This window comes from Mycobacterium sp. P2_H7, from assembly GCF_056403275.1.
On sequence record NZ_JBFUFU010000005.1, the window covers coordinates 408,783 to 430,794 of the forward strand.

Sequence of the window (22,012 nt, forward strand, 5' to 3'; positions counted from 1 at the left end):
CGTCCAGACTGTGTCATCACCTGTTGACGCACTCCGGAAGAGAACCTCCGCCGCGCCGGTGCCTACAGTCGACGGGTGAGTTCCGTTACGGAGGGCGACTGTCCAGAGGGCAAGTGCGACGCGCCCGCGAAGCCGAAGCTGCCCGGTGAAGTCTGGGTGCTGATCACCGCCAACGCGGTGATCGCACTCGGCTATGGCGTGGTGGCGCCCGTGCTGCCGCAGTACGCCCGCGACTTCGGCGTCAGCATCAGCGCCGCGACCTTCGTCATCACCGCCTTCGCGTTGATGCGGTTGTGCGCGGCCCCGGCCAGCGGCATCTTCGTGCAGAAGCTGGGGGAGCGGCGGGTCTATCTGACCGGTCTGCTGATCGTCGCGGTATCCACCGGGGTGTGCGCGTTCGCGCAGACCTACTGGCAGCTGCTGCTGTTCCGATCCCTCGGCGGGTTCGGCTCGGCGATGTTCACGGTGTCCTCACTGGGGCTGATGATCCGCATCTCGCCGCCGGACGCTCGGGGCCGGGTGGCAGGCATGTTCTCCAGTGCCTTCCTGGTCGGCTCGGTCGGCGGCCCGGTGCTCGGGTCGCTGACCGCCGGGCTGGGGTTGTCCGCCCCGTTCGCGATCTACGGGGTGGCGCTGCTGATCGCTGCCGCCGTGGTGTGGGTGAGCCTGCGACATTCGCCACTGGCCGCGCCGGCCGAGGCGGATGAGGTGTCGGTGACCGTGCGCGACGTGCTGGGCAACCGGGCCTACCGGGCGGCCCTGTTCTCCAACTTCGCGACGGGTTGGTCGGTGTTCGGCCTGCGGATCGCGCTGGTGCCGCTGTTCGTCACCGAAGTGCTACACCGCGGGCCTCGGATGGCTGGGCTGGCGCTGGCCGTGTTCGCGATCGGCAACGTGTCCGCCGTCATCCCGAGCGGATGGCTGTCCGACCGGGTGGGGCGGCGTGTGCCGTTGATCACCGGGCTGGCGATCTCCGGGGTGGCCACCCTGCTGGTCGGGCTGGCGTCCTCGCTGACGTTGTTCATGGCGGCCGCCTTCGTCGCCGGGGCCGCGGCCGGGGTGTTCACCTCGCCCCAGCAGGCCGCGGTGGCCGACATCATCGGCAGCAAGGCGCGGGCCGGCACGGCCGTGGCGACCTACCAGATGATGTCCGACGTCGGTGCCATCGTGGGATCGTTGGCCATCGGGCAGATCGCCCAGTACCTGTCGTTCGGGTCGGCCTTCGTGATCAGCGGCATCATCCTGCTGTTCGCCGCCGTCGGGTGGGTGTTCGCGCCGGAGACCCGGGCAGCCACCTCCCACGAGCACACGCCGCCTCGCCCCCTGGGGCCCGAGGCGGGGGGCGAGCTTCCGTGACCAGCGGTTTTGAACCAGGGGTACGGGTGGTGTACTTTCGGTGAGCACAAGTTACGGGGCTATGGCGCAGTTGGTAGCGCACCACACTGGCAGTGTGGGGGTCAGGGGTTCGAATCCCCTTAGCTCCACCACGTATATTAGCAGTTCAGACGTGATTTCCACCCCTAAATTGAAGTTCAGGTCAACATCACCGGTCAACAAATAGACTAGGATGCCGCGCTATGGCATCTGTGAGAGAACGTGACCGCGCCGACGGAACCAAGTACTACGCGGTTCTGTACCGCCTCAATGGCAAACAATCCAGCACCAGCTTCCAGGCCTTCGACGAGGCGCACCGCTTCGCCGAGCTGGCCAACAAGTTCGGCATCGATAACGCACTGGCGACACTGGCCGAGGACGAGTCGGTCCTGTCGGCGATCACCGTCGGACAGTTCCTGACTCATCACATCGACCACCTCACGGGCGTCGACAAGAACACCGCCGACCGGTACCGGGCCTACGTGCGCAACGACATCGCCGAGCCGTTCGGCGATCTGCCCATCACGGCCTTGAGCGCTGACCATCTGCGCGCGTGGGTCAACGGCTTGCGAGAGCCTCAAGAGGACACCGGCAAGGTCACCTCAGCCAAGACCGTGCGCAACAAATTCATGTTCGTCGCCGGGGCGCTCAACGCTGCTGTCCCCAAGTACATCTCGGCCAACCCCGCCCACGGCATCAGGCTGCCCGTGGACGACGATCCCGCCGAGATGGTCTTCCTAACCCACGAACAGTTTGCGCACCTACTGGCGAGCGTCACGGAGTACTGGAAGCCCCTGGTGGAGTTCCTGGTGGCCTCCGGATGCCGCTGGGGTGAGGCCGCAGCCCTGCGGCCCGAGCACGTGGACGTCAAAGCCGGGACCGTGCGCATCCAGCAGAGCTGGAAGTATGGCAAGGGCGGCTACCGACTGGGGGCCACAAAGACCGGCAAGAGCCGCCGCACCATCAACGTGCCGACCTCGGTGCTTAAGAAGCTCGACTTGTCCCACGACTACGTCTTCGTCAACCGGGAAGGCGGACCGGTGCGCTCCCACGGCTTTCTGCGCCGCGTCTGGGCCCCGGCAGTGGAGCGCGCCTGGCCCTCCATTGACGCCAGCGGCCAGCCAGTGCGCTCACCGCTGCGCCCGCGCGTGCACGATCTGCGCCACACCAACGCCAGCTGGCTCATCCAGGCCGGAGTGCCGCTGCCCGTCATCCAGAGCCACCTGGGCCATGAGTCGATCACCACCACCGTGGGCACATATGGGCATCTGGACCGCCGCTCGATGAAGTCAGCTGCGGACGTGATCGGTGCTGCACTGGGCACAAATGTTCTAGGACCTGTTGTGTTGTAACCGATCTCGGAGTACCACGTGCTTTCGCGTGGTCTAGCAGTCTGATACCGTGGTTACCAGCTCGATCGCTGATCGAGACATCGCATGTAAGGGGACCCCCTGGGTCTAGCCGGAAACGGCTGGAAGGGGGTCTTTTGTTGTCTGAGCAGCTGTCCCACGACACGGCCACCGCCGCGCGGCGCATGGGTGCGCCGTCCGAGCGCTGGCTGATCGAGGCCCTTCGTGCCGGTCGCTTCCGGGGCCGCAAGGTGGGACGCAGCTGGCGCATGACTGACGAGGACATCGTCGACGCCCTCGACGCCTGCTCCAACGACATCCGTCGACCCGCAGCCGCGCCAAGCAAAGCATCAGGCCTGACTCCTACCAGTCGTCGCCGGGTCGCGGGGCTTTGACCACAAAGGATCGTAGCGAAATCGGTTGGGAACAGACGCCGTGTGGCGCAACCCTGTAGAGCTTCTACAGAAAGTGTAAGTACCTGTATAGCAATAACTTTCGCAGGAATACGGGCTTGCTTGAAAGCGTCAGCAGGCGTACAAATAAGACAGTGGCCCCGCCCAGTTAAGGGCGAGGCCACTGCCACCAGAAACAACAAAACGCATCCTACGCGGGGAAGCTAGGAATCCGAACTAACCGCTCGGATGGACCACCCGGAACTGTCGATCCCGGTGATGCGTAAGCAGTCTCAAGACTCCCGGCTTGCTCTCCGGATGGATGAAGATAACTGAGTGAAATGACCATCTGGTCTGGGAGACCCAAAGCAGACCCAATCCCCCAGACGTGCAGAGCGATGTCGAGACGGCGCTGGTGCCCCTAAACAGGGAGCCTCTCGAAGGCCAGGTGGAGATACCCGGCAACTGAGGCCACCGAGTAATACCCGAGCCTGGCTGATCCTAGAACGCAGAATCAGTCCTCTCCTTGAGAGAGACCCACCAGGGTCTCCAGGCTGTCCATCAGCCCAAGGGGAGGGCTAAAGCCATGCCCGCAGATAGCACCCCCTCGGGCTTCGCCCTCGGGGTGCCGAGGCGACCTGTTGGCCAGAAGGTGACGTGTTGGCCAGAAGGTGACAAGGTGTGCGAGCCAGGTGTCGGAACGACCAGGGGATGACCTCGGCGACGGCCCGTTAGGCGAGTGCCGTGCAACGCGAGTCGCTGGAGGTGAGTGGCGAGGTCGAGCAACAGGGTGTGGATCAATGCAATCTTTGCGGGCTTAAGCAGGAGTCTGCCCACTTCCGCCGAGGAAATGCACTAAGCGCCCGGTCCGCCGTCGAAGGGCGCCGCCGCTGCGCTGGAGCCTGGTCTGTGGGTGCCCTTCGCTGAATCAACACAGCTGTCGGGTCACTCGCACTCCGGTACTCGCCCTATCTCAGTCCAATTCAGACCATGCGGCTCTGGGCGGGTGCAGCACCCTTAACCTGCATTGAGACAATGCCAAACCTGTAGAAGTAGTCCAATCAATGTCCAGTCTTCGACCTACTTTGTGATTGCTCATCTCACTACTGTCGCGCGAGCAGGCATCCATCGTTTTGGTCGAAATTGGTCCTCGTCGGATGCGATAATGAACGCATGACGTTCGGTTCGATAGTCGAGATCACGTTGGGGCAGTCGCGCTTCCGTTACATGGACCGGATTGTGACGCGCGAGGAACTGCGCGCCGAGGTCGAAGCCGAAGCCGCCGCGCTAGACCCCGCGCAGTGGTTCGACGGCGAGTTCAGGTTCGACGAGTGGCTTAGTGACTCGATCATCACTGGCATCATCACCAGGGTCGACGACGACTACGTCGGAGCCCGATAGCTCAGCCCTGGAGCCCTACGCGAAGAGACGCTTTAGCTATCGTCGAAGAGGCGGCTGACGGGCGCTTCGAGAGCCTCTGCGATGTCGAACAGTCGCTCGTAAAGCAGGCCGCGCTTGCCGTGTTCGACGTCGATCAGCACGTTGCGGGTCACACCCGAGCGCAATGCGAGCTGTTCCTGGGTCAGGCCACGCTCGATGCGCAGAGCCCTAATCCGTGCGCCGAGCACCTGGCGTCGTTGCTCCCACGCCGCAACCTTTTCGGGGTCATTCTGGCTGGGGCGGGTTGGCACCGTCCTAGTAATCGGTCGTCGAGGCACGTTGTCTGCCCTACTAGTAGTGCTATTCTCATTTGGCCACCTTCCTTGCAGGTCGGTGCGCATCCCGAACGCTTCGGTGAGGGGCCATAGCGGAGGGGAAGAGGAATCGCGATACACGACTCCGAGGGGGCTGGAACCGTGAACCGCCGAGCGTCGAGCAGGTTCCGGACTGGGTCGCATTACCTGGCGGGGGGCGCGTGGTCATTGACGGCGTTGGCGGTCGTGCTTGCAGTGCTACCGGTCGGTGCAATAGTGGCGTCTGCACCCGCATATGCATGCACGGACAGCGACGACGTGAATGTCCTCTGCTCGAACGAGCAAGCGTTCATTGACGATTTGGCGAGGGCTGGAGTCACCCCGACACAAACTCCCAGGATCATGGTCAATCGGGGCAACCAGCTGTGTGGCCAACTCGCCAGCGGAGTACCGCGCGACGTCGTGGTCCAGAAGGTCTATGGCGGGGCCGCCCTGCGTCTATCTGAGGCGCAGGCCATCGTAACTGCCGCCGTCGACCACTTGTGCGTCGTCAGCGCAGCCCCAGGCCCCACCGTCAAATCCGGCGCGGGAGGCGGGAGCCCTGCACCAACAGCCACTGGGCCAGTATCGGGGAACAGTCCGTCCTACCAGGCGGGCCAGGAGGCGGGGCAAAGGTCCGGATACACCGGGCGGGACACTTCTGCGTTAGACGCGCAGGGGTGGTGCGCGAACACCATTGCGGCCATCGGCAACAACATCATCGCGACCAACCCGCTGCGCGGCGGGATTCCCTGGTCGGGCGGGCAGATCTCACTGAAGGACTTCAATATGCCCGAATACGTGTCTGGGTGTGTCCAGGGCATTCAGGCGGCACGGTGAAACCAAGAAAATGAATGCGCACTGCTCTTTGACTGTGTCGAGGCGCGTAGCCATACCGATTCTCACTGTGGTGGCATGCGCAATTGCTCTTACCGCCTGCACCCCGCGCCATAGCAAGAGCTGGCAGTACGGGTACGACCACGCTGACTCAGCGATGACGACGATGGAGTCTGGCGTGTCCGCGAAGTTCGCCTGCGGTGCCACGATGGAGTTGTCCATTTTGCTGGCCGACGATCTTGTCCGGGACGACGTGGTCGATGGGTGTGTGCAGGGCGTGGAGGATGCGGGCAAGTAACGACTCACGCTTGCAGGCCCTCAGAAGCACCAATTCTTCCGATCGCCTGATTTGAGGACATCCCTCAACGGTGTGCCGATCGCCCACAACGCTGACCGATAACTAACGAAAACGGGCAGTTTCACCCTTCGGGGTGCGGAGCAGGCTCCTTCAGATATTGACTCAGCCGAACGTCAAGGTCTTCGTAAAGGGACGGAGCGGCCGCGACGGACCATCCGACTACTACCTTTAATGCCCTCAGGACGGCAATATCGTCGATACCATCGTCAAGGTGCAGCAGGGCAGTACGCGCGGGGTGGATAAGAAGCTCGTAGTGCTCTGCTGTGGCATCTTCGTTCAGGCCACGGATGGTTCGTCGGGCTACAAGCAAGCTATCGCGTCGACCAGTCATTAGGTCGGTCCAACCCGCACTGTTCTCCCTGACAAACCCCGCGCCAGTTCGGCTGCCTCCCATCTCATTCCAAGGCGGCAATTCGCCATGAACTTGCCGATACCCTTCGAGGAGTTGGCCCTCCGCGTTTCGTGAGAAAGGCTCGTGCTCCTCGTCTGCTAGTCCCTCCTGTAGAACTAGACTGAATCCGATGCGGCCGTGCTCGCTGAACCACTTGTTGATCTGTTGACCTTTGTTGCCTTTGCCGGGTCGTCGACCTTTCAGGCAATTGTGCTGCGCGAAGCGGGTGGGCAGATCTTTCGCCAACCCGATGTAGAAGGGTCGCCCTATTTCTGGGTCCCAGAAGCAATACACGCCAGCTCGGTTGAAGCCCGCACGAAGTAGTACATCGAGCGTCTCGTGCATCTCCAGGCGCTCGTCGTCGCGATAGACATCGCGCACGACCGTCCCGAGTGGCATCGGCGAATCGTAGCCCGCGCCTGTCCATGGTCGATGCCCGTCAAGCCCGATCCTTTCCAGATTTTGCAAGATCGGGACTTGTTCGACGCCGGGCCCTCGACATCTGAAAGCCAGTGATCACCCCGCGGTAAGGTGGCCTCGACCCTCAATTCCATCATCACACGGTGGGGTCCAACGCGGCGATCAGCCGGGCGACCGCTGAGTCCGAGGACGGCAACGTCGTCCGGATGTATCGGACCGATAACGACCGACTGCTGACCTACAAGGAGCTGTATGACGAGGTCGATGCCGAGGGGTCAGTGCTTCCGCCCGAGCAGTGGATCGACGGCGTATGGGATTGCCACGGGTACATCGTGGAGGCGTGCCTGGTTGGTATCTACGACACCGTGGAAGTGCAAGCGGCTGTGGTCAATCGGGACACCGACGAGACAGTCGTCGAGTACACCGGCGATGACGACGAGGTTGGCGCCGAGTGTCGAGTGACCGATTCGTAGAGGTGTGCCGCCGGTGCCGCTTCTCGCAGCAAGGATCGAGGACCGTGCTGAGCGCGCCTACGGCGTCGTGGCCCGGTCGGTGGTATGCGTTCGCGACCCGGACACGCCAATTGCCAGCAGGCCTCGCATGACTACGGATCAGGTGTCTACGGGATTTACGAGGCTCAAGGTCGACTGGCGAATGGACACTGGTTTCAGGAGTGAACAGATGCGGGGAGCGCGCCGCGGGTAAAGATTTCGACGACCGAATCGGCGGCTTGTTCGGGTGTTAGTTGACCGTTCACGGCCATGACGAGTCCCCGGCCGATAAGTGCGTCGTACATGGCAAAGAGTGTCTCGCTGGGGATGTCGGCACGTAGCTCGCCGTTGCGGATGCCGCGCTCGATGGTTTCTCGCACGGGTGCGATGGCGCGTTCGTGTGGCGGGTGCTCGGAGGAGTGTTCGTCGTCCTGACTGACCACTGCAGCGTATTTGGCGCCGGTGCGCAGGAAGACGTGTGTGATGCGGGCGATGGCCCGGTCGACCGGCAGAGCGTCGAGACCGGCGGCGTCGAGCGCCTCCAGCAGTTCGGTCACGCCGATGTCCTGGACTCCGCGCACCAGGGACTCACGCGTGGGGAAGTGCCGGTACAAGGTGGCACGTCCGACGCGAGCCTCGTCGGCGATGTCGGTCATGGCGGCGTCGGGTTTGCGGCCCAGCACGCGGCCTGCAGCGTCGAGGATTGCGCGCCTGGTGCGTTCTGTCATGTCTTCACGGGCCATTATCAGATAATACGTCTCGTCGCGAGACATGAACGTCTCACCTCGGCAAGTCGCGCGTTTGCATCACCCCTTGTGATGACCCGCGCCGAAGGAGGCATCGCCTCGGTAGTGCTTCGTCGCCGCGCCGCTGGTCGCTGGCGACCGACCCCGGCAGGCGATCCTGTTCCAGCGAGTTCATGCGGCACCCCCCTCGGCACCGTGCAGAGACCTCTCAGCCCACGAAGGCGACGCTCACCGCATTGGCAGCGGGTACCCGCCACTATCGTTATGAGACAGTGACGTCTCGTCATGGTGTATGTTTTGTCTCACGCGCTCGACCTGCGAGCGCTGAGGCAACGACAAGGAGCACGTGATGACCGCGCAGATTGGCACGACGAAGTTCTTGGAGCAGACACCCCACGGCTTTTCGAACGTGGTGGAGGTATCCGCTGGCCGCTTGGTCTTCGTGACCGGACAGATGGCTGTGGACGCGACGGGAAACCTCGTGGGGCCGGGAGACTACCGCGCGCAGCTAGAGCAGGCGTTCTCCAACGTGAAAGCTCAACTCGCAGTGGTGGGCGCAACATTCGAACATGTGGTCAAGCTGACCCTGCTGGCCGACCAGGGCATCACCGATCACCTGTACGACTTCGCCGCGGTCCGTGACAGCCACGTCAACACCGCGGCCCCCCCGGCCAGCGCCATCATCCTCGCCCCGAAGCTGGTGCATCCCGGCGCGCTGGTCGACGTTGCCGTCATCGCCCACCTACCCGAGTAATCCCAGACACCACTTGACGTACCAGGCGGCCCGAGGCCGCGCTGCCTCGTTGTCGGCAGCCCAACACAGTTCATCGTCACACCACCTCTTCAAAGGAGCACACCATGAGCATGGACGAATTCGCAGACCTACGCGTTCTGGTCACCGGCGGAACGAAGGGTATGGGTGAAGCCACCGCCAAACGCTTCGCCCAAGCCGGAGCCCGCGTCCTCGTCGCTGCCCGCAGCGCGCCACCGAATGACTTTCCGGCCACCTTCATCGCCGCGGACCTGTCGACCGAGCAGGGAGTCGCAGCCTTGGGGCGCCGCGTACTCGACGAGACCGAAGGCATCGACATTCTGGTCAACAATGCCGGGGCGGCCAGCGACTTGGCTCCCACGCTGGACACCTCGGAGGACAACTGGCGCACCACCTTGGACCTAAACCTGCTCAGCGCCGTTCGCCTCGACCGAATACTGGTTCCCGGCATGGTGGAACGGGGCAGCGGCGTAGTCGTGCACCTGTCCTCAGTCCTGAGTCGCCAGCCGCGCGTAGGGCAGACCTCCTACGCCGCGGCCAAAGCCGCGCTCAACGTCTACAGCCGCCAACTGGCCACCGAAGTTGGCCCCAACGGCGTGCGTGTGCTGACCGTCGTCCCCGGCTTCATCGACACGCACGGCTCGGCGGCATTCGTGCAGAAGTTAGCCGACGAGCAGGGCATCGACGTGGAACAACTCCAAGGCGCCCTGGCCGATGAACTCGGGCCCCTGGGCCGCGTCGGGACACCTGCTGACGTGGCCGAGCTGATTGCCTTCCTCGCCTCGCCCAAAGCCAGTTTCCTAACCGGCGCCCAGTTCCGGGTCGACGGCGGATTTCTCCCCACGGTGTAGGTCCGCCTGATACGCCGCGCCCGCCAGGTGCCGCCGGTGGCGGCGTTGTTCGGCCTGTCGCGTGCGTCGTCGTCATACCCGTCGAAGTCTCGAAAACGATGGGTTGACGAGACCGCGACAACCGCAGGGACGCCCAACATGGCGCCCAGGTCAACAGCTCGGCCTATGTCTTGAAAACCTGTCTCATAACCTGTATTCTAAAAACCTGGATTTCATCGGGTTTATGAGACAGGGGGCGGCCGTTGGCCATCATCGGGTATGCGCGAGTTTCGACCACCGACCAAAATCCGCAGTTGCAACTGGACGCGCTTGAAAGCGCCGGGGCGACCCGTATCTTCACCGACCATGGCGTCAGTGGTTCGACGGCCAGCCGCCCGCAGCTCGACACCTGCTTGGATCACCTCCGCGAAGGCGACGTGCTCACGGTCTGGAAACTGGACCGCCTGGGACGTAACACCCAACACGTACTCGCTGTCGTCGACGAGCTGACTTCCCGAGGGATCGGGTTCCGCAGCCTCACCGAGGGGCTCCACACGGAGGGTCCGATGGGGACAGCGATGCTGACCATCATGGCGGCCTTTGCCCAACTTGAGCGCGACACCATGATCGAGCGCACGCGCGCTGGACTCGCTGCAGCTGCCGCCAATGGGCGAAAGGGCGGACGGCCCCGAAAGATCGACGATGCCGACGCCGCGAAGGCGCGCAGCCTGCGCGACAAGGGGATCACCGCCATCGACATTGCAAAGATGCTCGGGGTCTCGCGCGCCACCGTATATCGGTACCTTGCCGAGGCTGCTTCGCTCCCAGCTTGACTGTCGCCACACCTTGCGTTCGCACGCCAACCGGAGATTCACCTAGTAGATAACGCACTGTCCGCCATTGAACGGGCCTTTATCTGATGGCTGTGAACTATCGGGAGTTGGCTACCGCCGCGCCGGATCCATTTGGCTACGTCCGCGACGGTGAACCGCTTGATCGGTGCATACGGGGTGTTGGGGAACACCTCGATCCATCCTGGTTTTATGGATCTGCGAGAAGATGATCCCTCTGTCGATGATCGAGTCCACATCATCGCCGCCAGCACCGGGCGGCGCGCCTTCAGTCTGATCCGCCAGTAGTTATGTCTCGCGGGTCATCGTGTGAGCAGCGTCGGCGATTAGCGAACCGGCGAGTCGTTTTAGCTCTCGCTCGAATGAGTCAGTCGCCGTGCTGGAACGAGCCGTGCCGGACGACTGGCGAACCGTCTGCCATGCGCTCGACTCGAAAATCGCCGAAAACGGCTGGCGCGTCGGCGCGGACGTGCTCGAGCAGAAGCGCAGATACGACTCGCATCTCCTCATCACCGTCGATGCCGCCGCGCACTGACAGGAAATGGCGTAGTGCGCGCGCATTCGCAGTGATAACAATTTTAGTCTCGGTTGCGGCCGGAAGAAGGCTGCGAGCCGCAGACCGACTCGCCCGAAGGGTCTCCCGCTCACTCAATCCGTCAAAGAGGGAGCGGTTCGCCTGCTTACTCGTTATTAGTGCTTCGTAAGTCTTATGGGCCTGCAAGACTGCGTCTCGCCAAGCGCGTTGCCGGTCGAGGTCTCGCCCGATGGATGACGGTTCTATAAACCGAGCCGGATCCTCCACGTGGTACTGCTGACTGAGTTGGCTGTATGAAAAACCGACGCGGTGCCGGACGAGTTGGTGTGTGAACGCCCTAGATATGCCCGTCAGGATCAGAGTCCATGATGCGTGCTCGAGGACACTTTCATGCCCCTGCTTCACCAGGTGCGCAATGTACTCAGCGTTGGTCTTTGGTGATTGCCGGGTTCCGAACGACAGGTAGCAAACTCGACCAGCGAGCTCGACTAGGTTGTCGGCGTCGGTCGCAGCTTGCGTCCTGTGCCACTCTGATTCTTGCTTCTCAAACGCCTCGACCGCGTTCCAATCAATGATTGGACGAGTGATCACGAACAGCGTGGGCGCCGTGAGGCCATTCAAAAAGCGTTCGTCGCTAAGGGGTTCCACTGGCTGATCCCTGAGTCGGGGGAGTGGCGGGGCCACGGGGATTCCGCTCGAGTTGGTCGAGCCGATTTTGCATCTGATCTTGATTTTTTCGATCCTCAAGAATCGAGATCCGTCGTTGGAGGTCGGCGTTCTGATTGACCAAGTTGACATAAATCGGAGCCAATATGGTCCCTGCTGCGACAACTGCGGCTAGTGCTAGCGGAACCCAGATTGCCATCCGGCGAGTCTTCTGCTCAGCGTTGTCGACGATCGATTTGATCCGACGATCAACATCGAGCATATCCGGTGACAACCGATTCATTCTTTCCAGAGTCACGGGGTTGGAGGATGCAGCTGAGCCTGACGATTTTCGGCGTTCTGCGTAATCCTTGTCAGGCTTACCACCCTCCAGTCTAAAGAAGAGCATCGTGACGATGCGGTCTCCGCGCCGCAGCTCGAAGGGCTCGCGCCCCATGTTGATGACGGTGAATGTGAGTTGTCCCTTGAAGCCCGGGTCAACATGTCCGGGATTTGTCATCAGGATCCCGTTGTTCGAAATCGTGGTGGGAGGGAAACCGATCGCTCCGTGGGTGGGCGGAATTGTGAGCGTCTCTAAGGTGGTGACAACGGCAGTGTGTCCTGGCTGTAGTGAGTAGGGCCCTGTATGCGGAGATTCGACTGTGCCCAACTCTTTGGACTTCGCGCCAGCCACGTGGATCAGGCCGACCGACAGGTCAAGCGAGGCTGGTTGAACGGGCGATTGAGGTCCGTCGACATCGTGAGGTAGTGGTTCGCTGATCAAATTTGGAAACAGGGCCTTGAGGCGAGCATCGTTCAGCATGTGTTTCCCCTCCACCGGCGATCGGTCAATGGACGATTCTCTTGGTGCTTCAGTAGAGGACTCTTTCAGGGGTGCGGATTCAGTTGAAGTCCGCTCGGTTGGGTGTCGCGCGCGCCGCCCATGAACGGCTCCACTGTCGAACGCGAGTAGCTCGCGGTTGGCGGCGGGATGGTCTGCCAGCGCCGAGATGACCGCGTCGATCAAATCAAACGCAACGACAGGGTGTTGAACTACCGCCTCGGCTCGCGACCACTTCGCCAGCCAGGCGTCGTCGGTTCGGCCAATTAGCACGACGATCGGCGGTCCCTCTGCGATTTCATCCTTGAGTTGTCTAGCAACGCCCAGGCCGCCGCTTGGTGTGGCTTCACCATCCAGGATTGCCAGGTCGATCCTGCCCGCCAGCACCTTCTGAAATACGACGGGTGCTGTGGCGACTTCAATGTAGGTCAACACTGGTAGCCCGGGATGGATGCGGTCGCCGAGTGCCTGTCTGACTTGGTCGCGCACGTCGGAATCGTCGCTATAGACCAACACCCGTAGTGGATCGGCCAGCGCCCGCACACGTCAATGCTAAGGCTAAGCCACTTTTCCCGTGCTCCACGATGGGCGCTACGCAGTTGTTCCACGGCGCTCTCCGTCGTGCAGGTCGCCGTGGTGGTCCAACGACTGCGTGCACATTTTGCAAGGAGTCCCTACTCTGACAGCACATAGCGGTCGCGGTGATACTTGATGTGCTCTGGACCGATGAAGTGCTGGTCGAGGGTGCGGAGTGCACTAACAACCAAATGTGAACCGGCTTCGCGCACGAGTTTGTCTTCGTCGATGTAGATGCCCCCGTTGTCGAAAAGAACGTGATGGTTGGGACACAAGCTGAGGATGTTATCCATGGCGTCGGGTCCATGGTGAGGTGCTCCGAGACCTCTGATGTGAGCTGCTTCAGCGTAAGGTCCGGCCGCGGTTTGAAGTTGTAGTCCACAAACCTGGCATGTGTGGTTATGCATGGCCTTGACCTTGGCGGCAATCGTCGTGTTCCGCACGATTCGCTGCACGGTGGTCTCCACGTGCGGGGCCTGATCCCATGTCTCAACATCTGCCGAATCGTTGGCGTCGTCTCTGACCAGGCGGAATTGCCATACTGTGTAGCTGTCTAGGCCGATTTTCTGCCAGTAGTCGGTGACGCGGTAGAGCCCGTCGTACCGGTATCCGCTTGGTGGTGAATACGCCGGGTTTCCTACTGATCCGCGGACTACTCGTACGAGCAGGCCTTCAACGTGGCACCGAGCTAGGCCCAGGTTTCGGTGGGTGAGCGTCTGATCCGCGACCTGCTTACCTGTATTTGGATCACGTCCGCCTTGTCCCGTGTACACGATCACGAGATCGTGGTCCTCGTCGTCGGGATATCCACCTGACACAACTACGGATTCCGACCCTGTCGCATCGCCAGAGATGCCCCCCTGTGTCTCGCGGTGCACGCCTCTTGCCCACACCTCTCTGCGATTGGCGTAGGTGGTGCCTGGTGGATTGCCGGGAATCTCGCCGTAGATGCGCTCAGCCATGGCGCAACCGTAAGGAGTCAACTCACATGTGCGGGATACATACGCGCGGACGGCCTGTCGGCACCGAGCGGGCGGCAACTCCCTGAAACGCGGTGATATGCTAAAGCTATAGTTTCGAGGTTCGAAGGTATCGCTTTAGGAGCAAGGGTGAGCATCAACATCAAGATCAGTTCATGGCGGGAGTTTTCCGCCGATGAGTTAAGGCATGACGTGCCCGAGATGGCCCATCGCACCGGGTTTGGCTTCCGCGAGGGCATGACACTTCAGGAGATCTTCGACGCAAATCATGGGTATTACACGCTGAACCGACGGCGGGCGAGTGGCGAGCGCTTGGCAACCTGGTCGTTCCGCGGAAGGATCGTCTGCGTTGCGGTGATACACCACATCGTGGACGTTTCCGACCACCGTGGGCGGCCTAAGTACGTCATTGTCGGGGCTGTTGTTGGCCCCGATGACGAGCACTACGGCTGGAAATACAAGGACGAGGTGTCGACTTCGCGAAACCCTGTCACCTACGAGAATGACAATGCTCCCGAGCGAAGGCTACAACTTTCGCACTTGCGTCCGTTTTGTTGTACGTGCGGTTGTGGTCTAATCGTTGACCTGCCAGGGTTCGCTCCAGGGCACGCGCAAAAGGCGTTGATGCGTGAAATCACAGGTATTTTCGGCAGCATCGAGATTTTCGTATCGATCGCGGGCACCGAAAAGTATCGCGAGAAATTCACCATGATCGTCGACGAAGCCCGTAGCGATCATGGTTTGACAGCAGAAGAGTATGTCGAAGTCGAGGAGTCATATCACATGGAGAAATGGGATGACGAGTTAAGCGTCGACGATTAGGCCCCACGGCCAAACACGGTGTCCCGAACATGACTATCCGAGCACCACGTCGTGGATTGCTCTGGCGTGCCAGGCATGCATGAACGACGGGAAAGCCCCTTCGGTGAATCACGGTTGTGGTAGCGGATCGAACGACCCAGCTTCGCGTAGGCGGGGCCGCGTCCCTGGAACCTGAGCTGCGCGAGGTTGGCCTCAGTCGTCCCGAGGAAGTCGGCAACAACCTTGGATTTGATCAACGCCTGCTGACGTACGGCTTGACTGGGTCGTCCACCTTAGCGTGTATCCAAGCTTTGCCCCACCACGTCTCGTACGTGCCCTCGTTGTCAGGGTCATCAATGGGCAAGTACTCCTCGACCCGAATGCCCGGGCGAAGCTTCGACGCCACCGATCACCGACCTTCCGCGATTCCCCTACGCGCGAAGCGTCGGAGTACGTCCGTTCCAATGGGTAGATTCTCACGTTGCCCGAGATGCAGACCCGCTGCGCCCCCAGTGTCGCGCACGCCGGTCGACCTGACTGCGGTCCATCGACAGGCCAGCAGTCCCGCCACACCTTTCATACGACATAGCGAAGATGTTTCGTGAATGGCCCAGCCGCCCAGTTTTGCGAGGCCCGCCGGTGGTCATGGCCGATAAGTACCGGTCCCGCGTGCCCACATTTTGCCCACAATGTGGTGACGTTTACATATACCCAGAGTAATGAATGGCTATGAGTTTTTGCAGGCAGATCGGTTTTGATGCCCTTGACCAAGGCGCAGTGCAGAACCACGACTTCTTCTCGGTCCAAGATGTTCATACGCTACTCGTCGTCGCGATGGTCACCGAGCTCGACAAGTCGCGCTTTGGCTGCGCGCGCGACGATCAATACCGTCGTGGCGCCGTTGTAGATGTTGGAAGAGTTACCTTTTAGTTCGACCATCGCAGATTTGTCGCCCTGGAAGTTGCGCACTTTAGCTCCCGAGTACGTCGACCAGACTAGCCCGTGCACAAAGCCGCTCATCATCCGATATTGGAGTAGGAGTTCAGATTCATTGGAAATAAGACCCTTAGTGCATACGTATCGTCCAACCTCGATAACGACGTCGGTTTCATTGAATTTCCGCAAGTTTCTTGGATCTATTGTGGTGCCCGCAGTTTCTTTATACTCACGATGTATTGCCGCGAACCGCGCGGGCGCGCTCGCTACAAGCGATTTGGCTTCTCGCTTAAGACGGTTATTACGTGGATCACGTCGATTCTTGGCGTCAACTAGGCATCTTGCGAACTTAACCTGTTGGTCGAGATCAAAGAATGCAAGGTTTAGCGCGCGTAATCGGCGCTGGGTGAGGCCGCCGTGAATTAACCAGAGTGCGGTGGACGCTGTTGTTAGTGCTGTCCTGATCAATGAGTACTGGCAGTAGACAAGTTCTTCTCTGCTCTCCAAGGACCGCGCGGCGAGCTGAAGATGGTCCAATGAGCTGAGTAGCCGACTGACTGTCAATTGATGCAGCGTTGTATTAAATCGTCTGAGAAATTGATCGTCGGCGTAAAGTTCAGACGCGAAAACGGCGCGCACTGTCTGTGCGTGGGCAAGCTCCTGCCTGACATGTCTACTGAGGGTCGAACACTGCTCCATTGTTGGTTTAGGACCATCGGGCAGGCTTCCGACGTCAATCGTCATTCTAGTGAGACTAGGCAAACTCCGGGCGCGCGAAGAATGAACGCGCCAGTGAAGATTGCATCCGTACGATCTAGGACGTCGTAGTCGGACCCAGCCCAGATCAGGCTCAGCGAGTGTCCGCCGCGATGCATCTTGGAGACCGCCTTCCTAGACCCCGCCTGTCCGGCTTTGACTGATCGACCCGTAGCTCAGCAGCCATCTGTGACCCTTGAATCGGCGTGTTCCGATCACGATTGGCGAATCGCCAGCGGTGCGGAAGGTGATCGGCTTTGTAGCTCCATATCCTTTCAGGTAGTTGGAGGTTTGGAAGATCTGGCCTCTATCGAGGGTGATTCCTCTTAGGCGGTTAGACATTCCACTCGATGCCCAGGACGGTGATGAGCAGGGCGGGCTCAAAGACGAGTGGGTCAGAAGCTCCAAACAAGGTCCCCGTTCGGATCTGCCTTGCACGTCGCGATCCCGTCAGTTTGCGCAACGCGTGCGCGCGCACCTGGCTCGGTGCATGGCGCACCGCGTTGGACGGCGGGCCGGTTCTGGTGGGTCTTATCCCGCCACGCACCTGTCTCCGCGCTGCAGTACAAAGTGCCGTCAGCTGACTCCTGATTGAACTCGGCAACGCTGCACGGCTTGCCCTCGTAGACGGGGGGAGCCGCCGCGGCGGTCGTTGTTACAGGAGCGCGGGTCGACGTCGCGGCAGGAATGGTGGCGGTGGCCTCCGCGCTGCGCTTTGTAAGCACTCCGCCCTCAAATCGGAAACCACCGGTTGGAGCAGAGCAGTCGATTCCCCCGCCGTCCAGGGCCGTACAACTGAAATCGCCTACGGTGATGCGATGGTTCGGCAATAGCGTCTTATTCGACGGTGGGCCGCCCTCGCCGATCATGTTTTCGGGGCCGTTCGGTGGCGCTATCTTGATTTCGTTGGGCGGACCGTTGAAGAATCCGTCGGTAACGGACGGGGTCCCCGGCGGAAAGGCTACCTCGCAGGTCAACGTCGATCCCGCACCGCTCCTTTGCTCGAATACGCCGCATTCTCTCAGTGGTGATTGCGAGAACGCCCAGCGGTAGTAATTGGGGTTCTGCCCGTCGGAAAAGTCGTTGGGGTCTACTTCCATCACCGCGATCTCGGGTGGCGTGGTCGTGGCTTGGATGGGTGACGGCGGCGCAGTCACCGAATTGGTTGCCGGGGCGGTACTCGTCGTCATGGTCGGACCGACGGACGGTGTCGCGGACTCATCGTTCCCGCTCGTCGTAACGTACGTCCCCACAGCGATTGCCGCAGCGACCGCCGCGACTGCCGCTGCAGCGATCGGAAGCGACCGGGATGTCGAACGCCGTGCCGCTTTCGGTTGCTCTTTCCGTGGCTTTGTCGGCGTGCCAGCCTGGACCGCCGTCCCCTTCGCCCATGCCGCCGCGGAAACCGTCGGTGCGGACGCGGCATGGAACTGTCCCGTCGAGGCCGCTTGAAGCGCGGCGCCAAACTCTGTGCACGTCTGATATCGATCGTTGGGGTTCTTGGCTAGCACCTTGGTGAACACCGCGTCCATCGCTTGCGGCAGATGGGGATTGACTGTGCTGATGGAGGGCACCGGCCTGGTCAGGTGCGCGGACATCGTCGACGCAATCGAGGTTCCCGCGAAGGGCGGGTGTCCCGTGAGCAGGTGGAACGCGGTGCACCCAAGGGAGTAGATATCCGACCTGTTGTCGACCTCCTCGCCCTCGATCGCCTCGGGGCTGATGTACTGCATCGTCCCGATAGTCATCCCGGTCGATGTGAGGGACGTCGACTCACCGGCAGCCTTGGCGATTCCGAAGTCGGCGAGCTTGACCGACTCGATCTGCGGTGTGTCGTCCGTCGTCTCGATGCCGACAAGAATGTTGGCGGGCTTTACGTCGCGGTGGGTGATGCGTTGTTTGCGCCAGGCGTAGTCCAGCGCGGTACCGGCGCCAGATATCAGCAACAACGCGAGATCTGGTTCGAGCGGGCCGTCGGCTTTGAGGAGTTCGGCGGCATCGGTTCCGTCTATGTACTCCATTGTGATCCACAGGCGGCCCTCGAACTGGCCGCGGTCATGGAGAGTGACGATGTTGGAGTGGCTCAGTTGTGCGAGCAGGTCAGCCTCACGCTGAAACCTGGCTTTGAAGTCATCGTTGCGGGACACCCCGGAGTCCAGTAGCTTCAGCGCGTCCCGGCGTGGCAAGCGTGGGTGTTCGACCAAGAACACCTGCCCCATCCCACCGGCACCCAGTTCCCGGATGATGCGGTATCCGGCGATCTCGGTCATATCCACATGGGGAGTGTGCCAGGGGACTCTCCAAAGCTGGGGCAACTGTGCAAGTGACAGCAACCCCGGGATGCAGGATCGTCTTGGTCACGGAAACGCCCAGCCTTAGTCGCGGACTTATCTCCGCCGCTTCTGCTTCGTCGCAAACGCAATAACGGGCCGAGTCGATCACTGACGGCGTCAGTGTGGCGCGACGTTTTCCCACGTCGGGCCACGTTCGTCTACGTGCCACTGCACCACTAGCTGAGGTTGTTTGTGCAGCTCAGAGGCCGTAGGCGCTCCATAAAACAAGGGGTTCGAATCCCCTTAGCTCCACTTTTGGGACACCTTGGTGTCGTATCTCGAACACGGCCAAGCCGACGATTCGCCTCTGCATTTGGCCGCTGTCGTGTCCACATCATGCTTACGCCGCCGCAGCACGGGTACTCGTCTGAGCACGATGACAGAAATGTCCGACAGAAGTACGGACGACATCGACCCTTGCGTGCGCGTTTACGGCACGCGGGTACACAATTTACGGGGTATCGACGTCGCAGCGCCGCGCGATGCCCTGGTCGCGTTCACGGGCATCTCCGGGTCCGGTAAATCGTCGCTGGCCTTCGGCACCATCTATGCCGAGGCCCAGCGCCGCTACTTTGAATCGGTCGCCCCGTACGCCCGTCGCCTGTTGTTGCCAACTGGCGCGCCGAAGGTAGATGACATCACCGGGTTGCCGCCCGCTGTCGCATTGCAGCAGCGCCGGGGTTCGGCGACATCGCGGTCGACGGTAGGCACCGTCACCACGCTGTCGAATCTGCTGAGGATGCTGTTCTCCCGGGCCGGAACCTACCCGCGGGGGGCCACGGAGCGACTGGACTCCGACGCCTTCTCGCCGAACACCGCGGTCGGAGCATGCCCCGAATGCCACGGGTTGGGACGAATCCATCGGGTGACCGAAGAGACGCTGGTACCCGACCCGTCGCTGACCATCCGCGAAGGCGCCGTCGCCGCGTGGCCGGGGGCCTGGCAGGGCCAAAACCTACGCGACATCCTCGTCACGCTGGGGTACGACATCGACAAGCCGTGGCGGAAACTTCCAAAGCGGCAACGCAATTGGATCTTGTTCACCGACGACCAGCCAACCGTCGAAATCGATCCGGGCCAGCACCCCGTGCAGGCCGATTATTATTACAACGGCACGTTCTCCAGCGCCGAACGCCACGTCCGCCACACGTTGGCCAATTCCAATAGCGCAATGATGCGTCGCCGGGTACTGCAATTCGTCGACAGCGTGGACTGCCCATTGTGCGGCGGTTCTGGCCTGCGTGCGGAGGCGCTGAAGGTGACTTTCGCCGGGCGCAACATCGCCGACTACGTGGCGATGCCGATGGCCGACCTTGCTGAAGCGTTGCACCCGACGGCTTCTCGGGCCGATGCCGCCGCCGCTTACGAGTCCACGAATTCCGGTGAGTTGACGGAAGTCGCGACCATGATCGCCGCCGATCTCGTTGCGCGCCTGCAGATACTCATAGATCTCGGCCTCGGCTATCTCTCACTGTGTCGCCGCACTCCGACGGTGTCACCCGGCGAGCTGCAGCGGTTGCGGCTGGCCACTCAACTGCGCGCCGGCTTGTTCGGCGTGCTCTATGTGCTCGACGAGCCGTCAGCTGGACTGCACCCCGCGGACGCCGAACCGCTACTCGACGTGCTCGACCGCCTGCGGCGCGCCGGCAACTCGTTATTCGTGGTCGAGCACGACATGGACGTCGTTCGCCGTGCCGATTGGATCGTCGACGTCGGACCTGGGGCTGGGGAGCTTGGCGGGGACGTGCTCTACAGCGGCCCGGTACCAGGTCTCGCTGACATCGAGCGGTCGGTCACTCGTAGGTACCTTTTCGAGGGGGCCAGGCGGCGGTCTCGTGAACCCCGCACGCAGTCCGGGTGGCTGCGGCTGCGCGGGATCTGCTTCCACAATTTGGAAAACCTCGACGTGGACCTGCCGCTTGGCGTGTACACCGCCGTCACCGGGGTGTCCGGGTCAGGGAAGTCGACGCTCGTAGTAAAGGTCCTTGGCGATGTCGTGAACAGCCATCTCGGCACGGGACGCCCTGCCGAGCCGGCCGAATCCGACGACGAACCCGACACCGGGGTCATCGATCTCGATCACGACGCGAGCATCGGGGTGACGGCCGAGGGGGCCGAGGAGATCAGTCGGCTGGTATCGGTCGACCAGCGTCCGATCGGACGCACGCCGCGCTCGACGCTGGCGACCTACACCGGATTGTTCGATGCCGTGCGCCGCGAATTCGCCGCGACCCCGAAGGCACGTCGCCGCGGTTGGACAGCGGGCAGGTTTTCCTTCAACGTGGCCGACGGTCGCTGCCCCACCTGCCAGGGGGAGGGATTCGTGTCGGTCGAATTGTTGTTCCTGCCGGGCACATACGCGACATGCCCGGACTGTCATGGTGCGCGCTACTCCGACGAGACGCTCGAGGTGCGCTACCGCGACCGTACGATCGCCGACGTGCTCGCGATGACCGTCGATGAGGCTTCGGAGTTTCTTGCCGACGTCGCGAAAGCGGCGCGGAGCCTGACCACGCTGCGAGAGGTAGGACTCGGATATCTGCGCCTCGGACAGCCCGCGACCGAGTTGTCTGGTGGCGAGGCGCAGCGGATCAAGCTCGCCTCCGAACTGCAGAGACCCCGGCGAGGGCACACCCTCTACGTCCTCGACGAGCCGACCACCGGGCTTCACCCCGCCGATGTGGATCTGCTCGATTGTCAACTGCACCGCTTGGTCGACGCGGGCAATACCGTGGTGGTGGCCGAACACGACATGCGGATGGTCGCGGGTGCGGACTGGGTGATCGACCTAGGACCGGGAGCCGGTAGCGACGGCGGTCGGGTGGTTGCCGCGGGCCCGCCCACGGAGGTGGCACGTGCGAAAAACAGCCGCACGGCACCGTATCTGGCAATGCGATTGGCGCCAGCTGCTATTCGATGAAGAAGTTGCGGTTCTTGACGAACCGCCGTGACGGCGGTGAAGCGGGGTCATCGAGCGCTATTTCTACGAGTACTTCGCCGACATGCTCGCCCTCGTCGTCGGCGGCGACGACCTGACCGCAGCCGAGATCGTCCACCCGTCAGTC

General features: G+C 61.8%; 20 protein-coding genes, 1 tRNA gene and 1 pseudogene. 12 read left to right on the top strand and 10 right to left on the bottom strand.

Annotated elements, in window-relative coordinates:
• The first annotated feature begins 75 nt into the window (after nt 1-75).
• The 5 genes from AC1DY7_RS07880 to AC1DY7_RS07900 all read left to right on the top strand — a co-directional run bounded on the left by AC1DY7_RS07880 (nt 76) and on the right by AC1DY7_RS07900 (nt 4,516).
• Nucleotides 76-1,356 (top strand): MFS transporter, encoded by a 1,281-nt coding sequence (locus tag AC1DY7_RS07880; protein ID WP_477493086.1) that lies wholly within the window; start codon nt 76-78, stop codon nt 1,354-1,356.
• 55 nt (nt 1,357-1,411) lie between these two features.
• A tRNA-Ala gene (locus tag AC1DY7_RS07885) sits at nt 1,412-1,487 on the top strand.
• 90 nt (nt 1,488-1,577) lie between these two features.
• Complete coding sequence (locus tag AC1DY7_RS07890; RefSeq protein ID WP_477493087.1) at nt 1,578-2,726, top strand: tyrosine-type recombinase/integrase; 1,149 nt, start codon at nt 1,578-1,580, stop codon at nt 2,724-2,726.
• A gap of 137 nt (nt 2,727-2,863) precedes the next feature.
• Nucleotides 2,864-3,118: a DNA-binding protein gene (locus AC1DY7_RS07895; protein WP_477493088.1), complete on the top strand. Its 255-nt coding sequence runs from the start codon at nt 2,864-2,866 to the stop codon at nt 3,116-3,118.
• Nucleotides 3,119-4,288: 1,170 nt separating this feature from the next.
• The gene (locus tag AC1DY7_RS07900) at nt 4,289-4,516 is read left to right on the top strand and encodes a hypothetical protein (RefSeq protein ID WP_477493089.1); all 228 of its coding nucleotides are present in this window, start codon (nt 4,289-4,291) and stop codon (nt 4,514-4,516) included.
• Nucleotides 4,517-4,548: 32 nt separating this feature from the next.
• On the opposite strand, the gene AC1DY7_RS07905 is transcribed toward AC1DY7_RS07900, so the two are convergent.
• A complete protein-coding gene (locus tag AC1DY7_RS07905; protein ID WP_477493090.1) occupies nt 4,549-4,806 on the bottom strand; it encodes a helix-turn-helix domain-containing protein in 258 nt (85 codons plus the stop codon).
• 321 nt (nt 4,807-5,127) lie between these two features.
• Between AC1DY7_RS07905 and AC1DY7_RS07910 the strand changes: the two genes are divergently transcribed.
• Nucleotides 5,128-5,688, top strand: a complete 561-nt coding sequence (locus AC1DY7_RS07910; RefSeq protein ID WP_477493240.1) for a DUF732 domain-containing protein — start codon at nt 5,128-5,130, stop codon at nt 5,686-5,688.
• Nucleotides 5,689-6,104: 416 nt separating this feature from the next.
• Here the strand turns inward: AC1DY7_RS07910 and AC1DY7_RS07915 are convergent, their stop codons facing one another.
• The gene (locus AC1DY7_RS07915; protein ID WP_477493091.1) at nt 6,105-6,833 is read right to left on the bottom strand and encodes a GIY-YIG nuclease family protein; all 729 of its coding nucleotides are present in this window, start codon (nt 6,831-6,833) and stop codon (nt 6,105-6,107) included.
• A gap of 164 nt (nt 6,834-6,997) precedes the next feature.
• On the opposite strand from AC1DY7_RS07915, the gene AC1DY7_RS07920 reads away from it, so the two are divergent.
• Complete coding sequence (locus tag AC1DY7_RS07920; RefSeq protein WP_477493092.1) at nt 6,998-7,327, top strand: hypothetical protein; 330 nt, start codon at nt 6,998-7,000, stop codon at nt 7,325-7,327.
• Nucleotides 7,328-7,521: 194 nt separating this feature from the next.
• Here AC1DY7_RS07920 and AC1DY7_RS07925 read toward each other — a convergent pair whose 3' ends face one another.
• Nucleotides 7,522-8,118: a TetR/AcrR family transcriptional regulator gene (locus AC1DY7_RS07925; RefSeq protein WP_477493093.1), complete on the bottom strand. Its 597-nt coding sequence runs from the start codon at nt 8,116-8,118 to the stop codon at nt 7,522-7,524.
• A gap of 322 nt (nt 8,119-8,440) precedes the next feature.
• On the opposite strand from AC1DY7_RS07925, the gene AC1DY7_RS07930 reads away from it, so the two are divergent.
• The 3 genes from AC1DY7_RS07930 (at nt 8,441) to AC1DY7_RS07940 (ending at nt 10,526) form a co-directional block, all read left to right on the top strand.
• Nucleotides 8,441-8,845, top strand: coding sequence for a RidA family protein (locus tag AC1DY7_RS07930; RefSeq protein ID WP_477493094.1), 405 nt, complete (start codon nt 8,441-8,443; stop codon nt 8,843-8,845).
• Nucleotides 8,846-8,949: 104 nt separating this feature from the next.
• A complete protein-coding gene (locus AC1DY7_RS07935; RefSeq protein ID WP_477493095.1) occupies nt 8,950-9,714 on the top strand; it encodes an SDR family oxidoreductase in 765 nt (254 codons plus the stop codon).
• 242 nt (nt 9,715-9,956) lie between these two features.
• Nucleotides 9,957-10,526, top strand: coding sequence for a recombinase family protein (locus AC1DY7_RS07940; protein WP_477493096.1), 570 nt, complete (start codon nt 9,957-9,959; stop codon nt 10,524-10,526).
• A gap of 385 nt (nt 10,527-10,911) precedes the next feature.
• Here the strand turns inward: AC1DY7_RS07940 and thyX are convergent, their stop codons facing one another.
• The 4 genes and pseudogenes from thyX to AC1DY7_RS07960 form a co-directional block, all read right to left on the bottom strand.
• Complete coding sequence (gene thyX / locus AC1DY7_RS07945) at nt 10,912-11,763, bottom strand: FAD-dependent thymidylate synthase (protein WP_477493097.1); 852 nt, start codon at nt 11,761-11,763, stop codon at nt 10,912-10,914.
• Nucleotides 11,714-12,547 carry a dCTP deaminase gene (locus tag AC1DY7_RS07950; protein ID WP_477493241.1) on the bottom strand — a complete coding sequence of 278 codons (834 nt, stop codon included), beginning with the start codon at nt 12,545-12,547 and terminating at the stop codon, nt 11,714-11,716. Before AC1DY7_RS07950 ends, thyX begins: the two co-directional genes overlap by 50 nt.
• Nucleotides 12,548-12,724: 177 nt before the next feature.
• Nucleotides 12,725-13,108: pseudogene (locus AC1DY7_RS07955) on the bottom strand (hypothetical protein); the annotation flags it as partial.
• 131 nt (nt 13,109-13,239) lie between these two features.
• On the bottom strand, nt 13,240-14,103 hold the full coding sequence (locus tag AC1DY7_RS07960; protein WP_477493098.1) for a YDG/SRA domain-containing protein: 864 nt from the start codon (nt 14,101-14,103) through the stop codon (nt 13,240-13,242).
• 147 nt (nt 14,104-14,250) lie between these two features.
• Between AC1DY7_RS07960 and AC1DY7_RS07965 the strand changes: the two genes are divergently transcribed.
• Entirely contained in the window at nt 14,251-14,943 is a 693-nt protein-coding gene (locus tag AC1DY7_RS07965; RefSeq protein ID WP_477493099.1) for a hypothetical protein, read from the top strand.
• A 798-nt stretch (nt 14,944-15,741) separates the two neighbouring features.
• Here AC1DY7_RS07965 and AC1DY7_RS07970 read toward each other — a convergent pair.
• Both AC1DY7_RS07970 and AC1DY7_RS07975 read right to left on the bottom strand, forming a co-directional pair.
• Complete coding sequence (locus tag AC1DY7_RS07970; RefSeq protein ID WP_477493100.1) at nt 15,742-16,602, bottom strand: hypothetical protein; 861 nt, start codon at nt 16,600-16,602, stop codon at nt 15,742-15,744.
• 407 nt (nt 16,603-17,009) lie between these two features.
• A complete protein-coding gene (locus AC1DY7_RS07975) occupies nt 17,010-18,884 on the bottom strand; it encodes a serine/threonine protein kinase (RefSeq protein WP_477493101.1) in 1,875 nt (624 codons plus the stop codon).
• Nucleotides 18,885-19,323: 439 nt separating this feature from the next.
• Between AC1DY7_RS07975 and AC1DY7_RS07980 the strand changes: the two genes are divergently transcribed.
• Complete coding sequence (locus AC1DY7_RS07980) at nt 19,324-21,867, top strand: excinuclease ABC subunit UvrA (RefSeq protein WP_477493102.1); 2,544 nt, start codon at nt 19,324-19,326, stop codon at nt 21,865-21,867.
• Here AC1DY7_RS07980 and AC1DY7_RS07985 read toward each other — a convergent pair.
• The gene (locus AC1DY7_RS07985; protein ID WP_477493103.1) at nt 21,857-22,003 is read right to left on the bottom strand and encodes a hypothetical protein; all 147 of its coding nucleotides are present in this window, start codon (nt 22,001-22,003) and stop codon (nt 21,857-21,859) included. The two genes, AC1DY7_RS07980 and AC1DY7_RS07985, sit on opposite strands and share 11 nt — an antisense overlap.
• Nucleotides 22,004-22,012: the final 9 nt, after the last annotated feature.

Excerpts from the sequence above, each read along its gene's own strand:
- AC1DY7_RS07890 (WP_477493087.1), top strand. The coding sequence starts at position 1,578 with ATGGCATCTGTGAGAGAACGTGACCGCGCCGACGGAACCAAGTACTAC.
- AC1DY7_RS07970 (WP_477493100.1), bottom strand. The coding sequence starts at position 16,602 with ATGACGATTGACGTCGGAAGCCTGCCCGATGGTCCTAAACCAACAATG.
- AC1DY7_RS07950 (WP_477493241.1), bottom strand. The coding sequence starts at position 12,547 with ATGCTGAACGATGCTCGCCTCAAGGCCCTGTTTCCAAATTTGATCAGC.
- AC1DY7_RS07925 (WP_477493093.1), bottom strand. The coding sequence starts at position 8,118 with ATGTCTCGCGACGAGACGTATTATCTGATAATGGCCCGTGAAGACATG.
- AC1DY7_RS07935 (WP_477493095.1), top strand. The coding sequence starts at position 8,950 with ATGAGCATGGACGAATTCGCAGACCTACGCGTTCTGGTCACCGGCGGA.
- AC1DY7_RS07975 (WP_477493101.1), bottom strand. The coding sequence starts at position 18,884 with ATGACCGAGATCGCCGGATACCGCATCATCCGGGAACTGGGTGCCGGT.
- AC1DY7_RS07930 (WP_477493094.1), top strand. The coding sequence starts at position 8,441 with ATGACCGCGCAGATTGGCACGACGAAGTTCTTGGAGCAGACACCCCAC.
- AC1DY7_RS07980 (WP_477493102.1), top strand. The coding sequence starts at position 19,324 with ATGACAGAAATGTCCGACAGAAGTACGGACGACATCGACCCTTGCGTG.
- AC1DY7_RS07900 (WP_477493089.1), top strand. The coding sequence starts at position 4,289 with ATGACGTTCGGTTCGATAGTCGAGATCACGTTGGGGCAGTCGCGCTTC.
- AC1DY7_RS07960 (WP_477493098.1), bottom strand. The coding sequence starts at position 14,103 with ATGGCTGAGCGCATCTACGGCGAGATTCCCGGCAATCCACCAGGCACC.
- AC1DY7_RS07915 (WP_477493091.1), bottom strand. The coding sequence starts at position 6,833 with ATGCCACTCGGGACGGTCGTGCGCGATGTCTATCGCGACGACGAGCGC.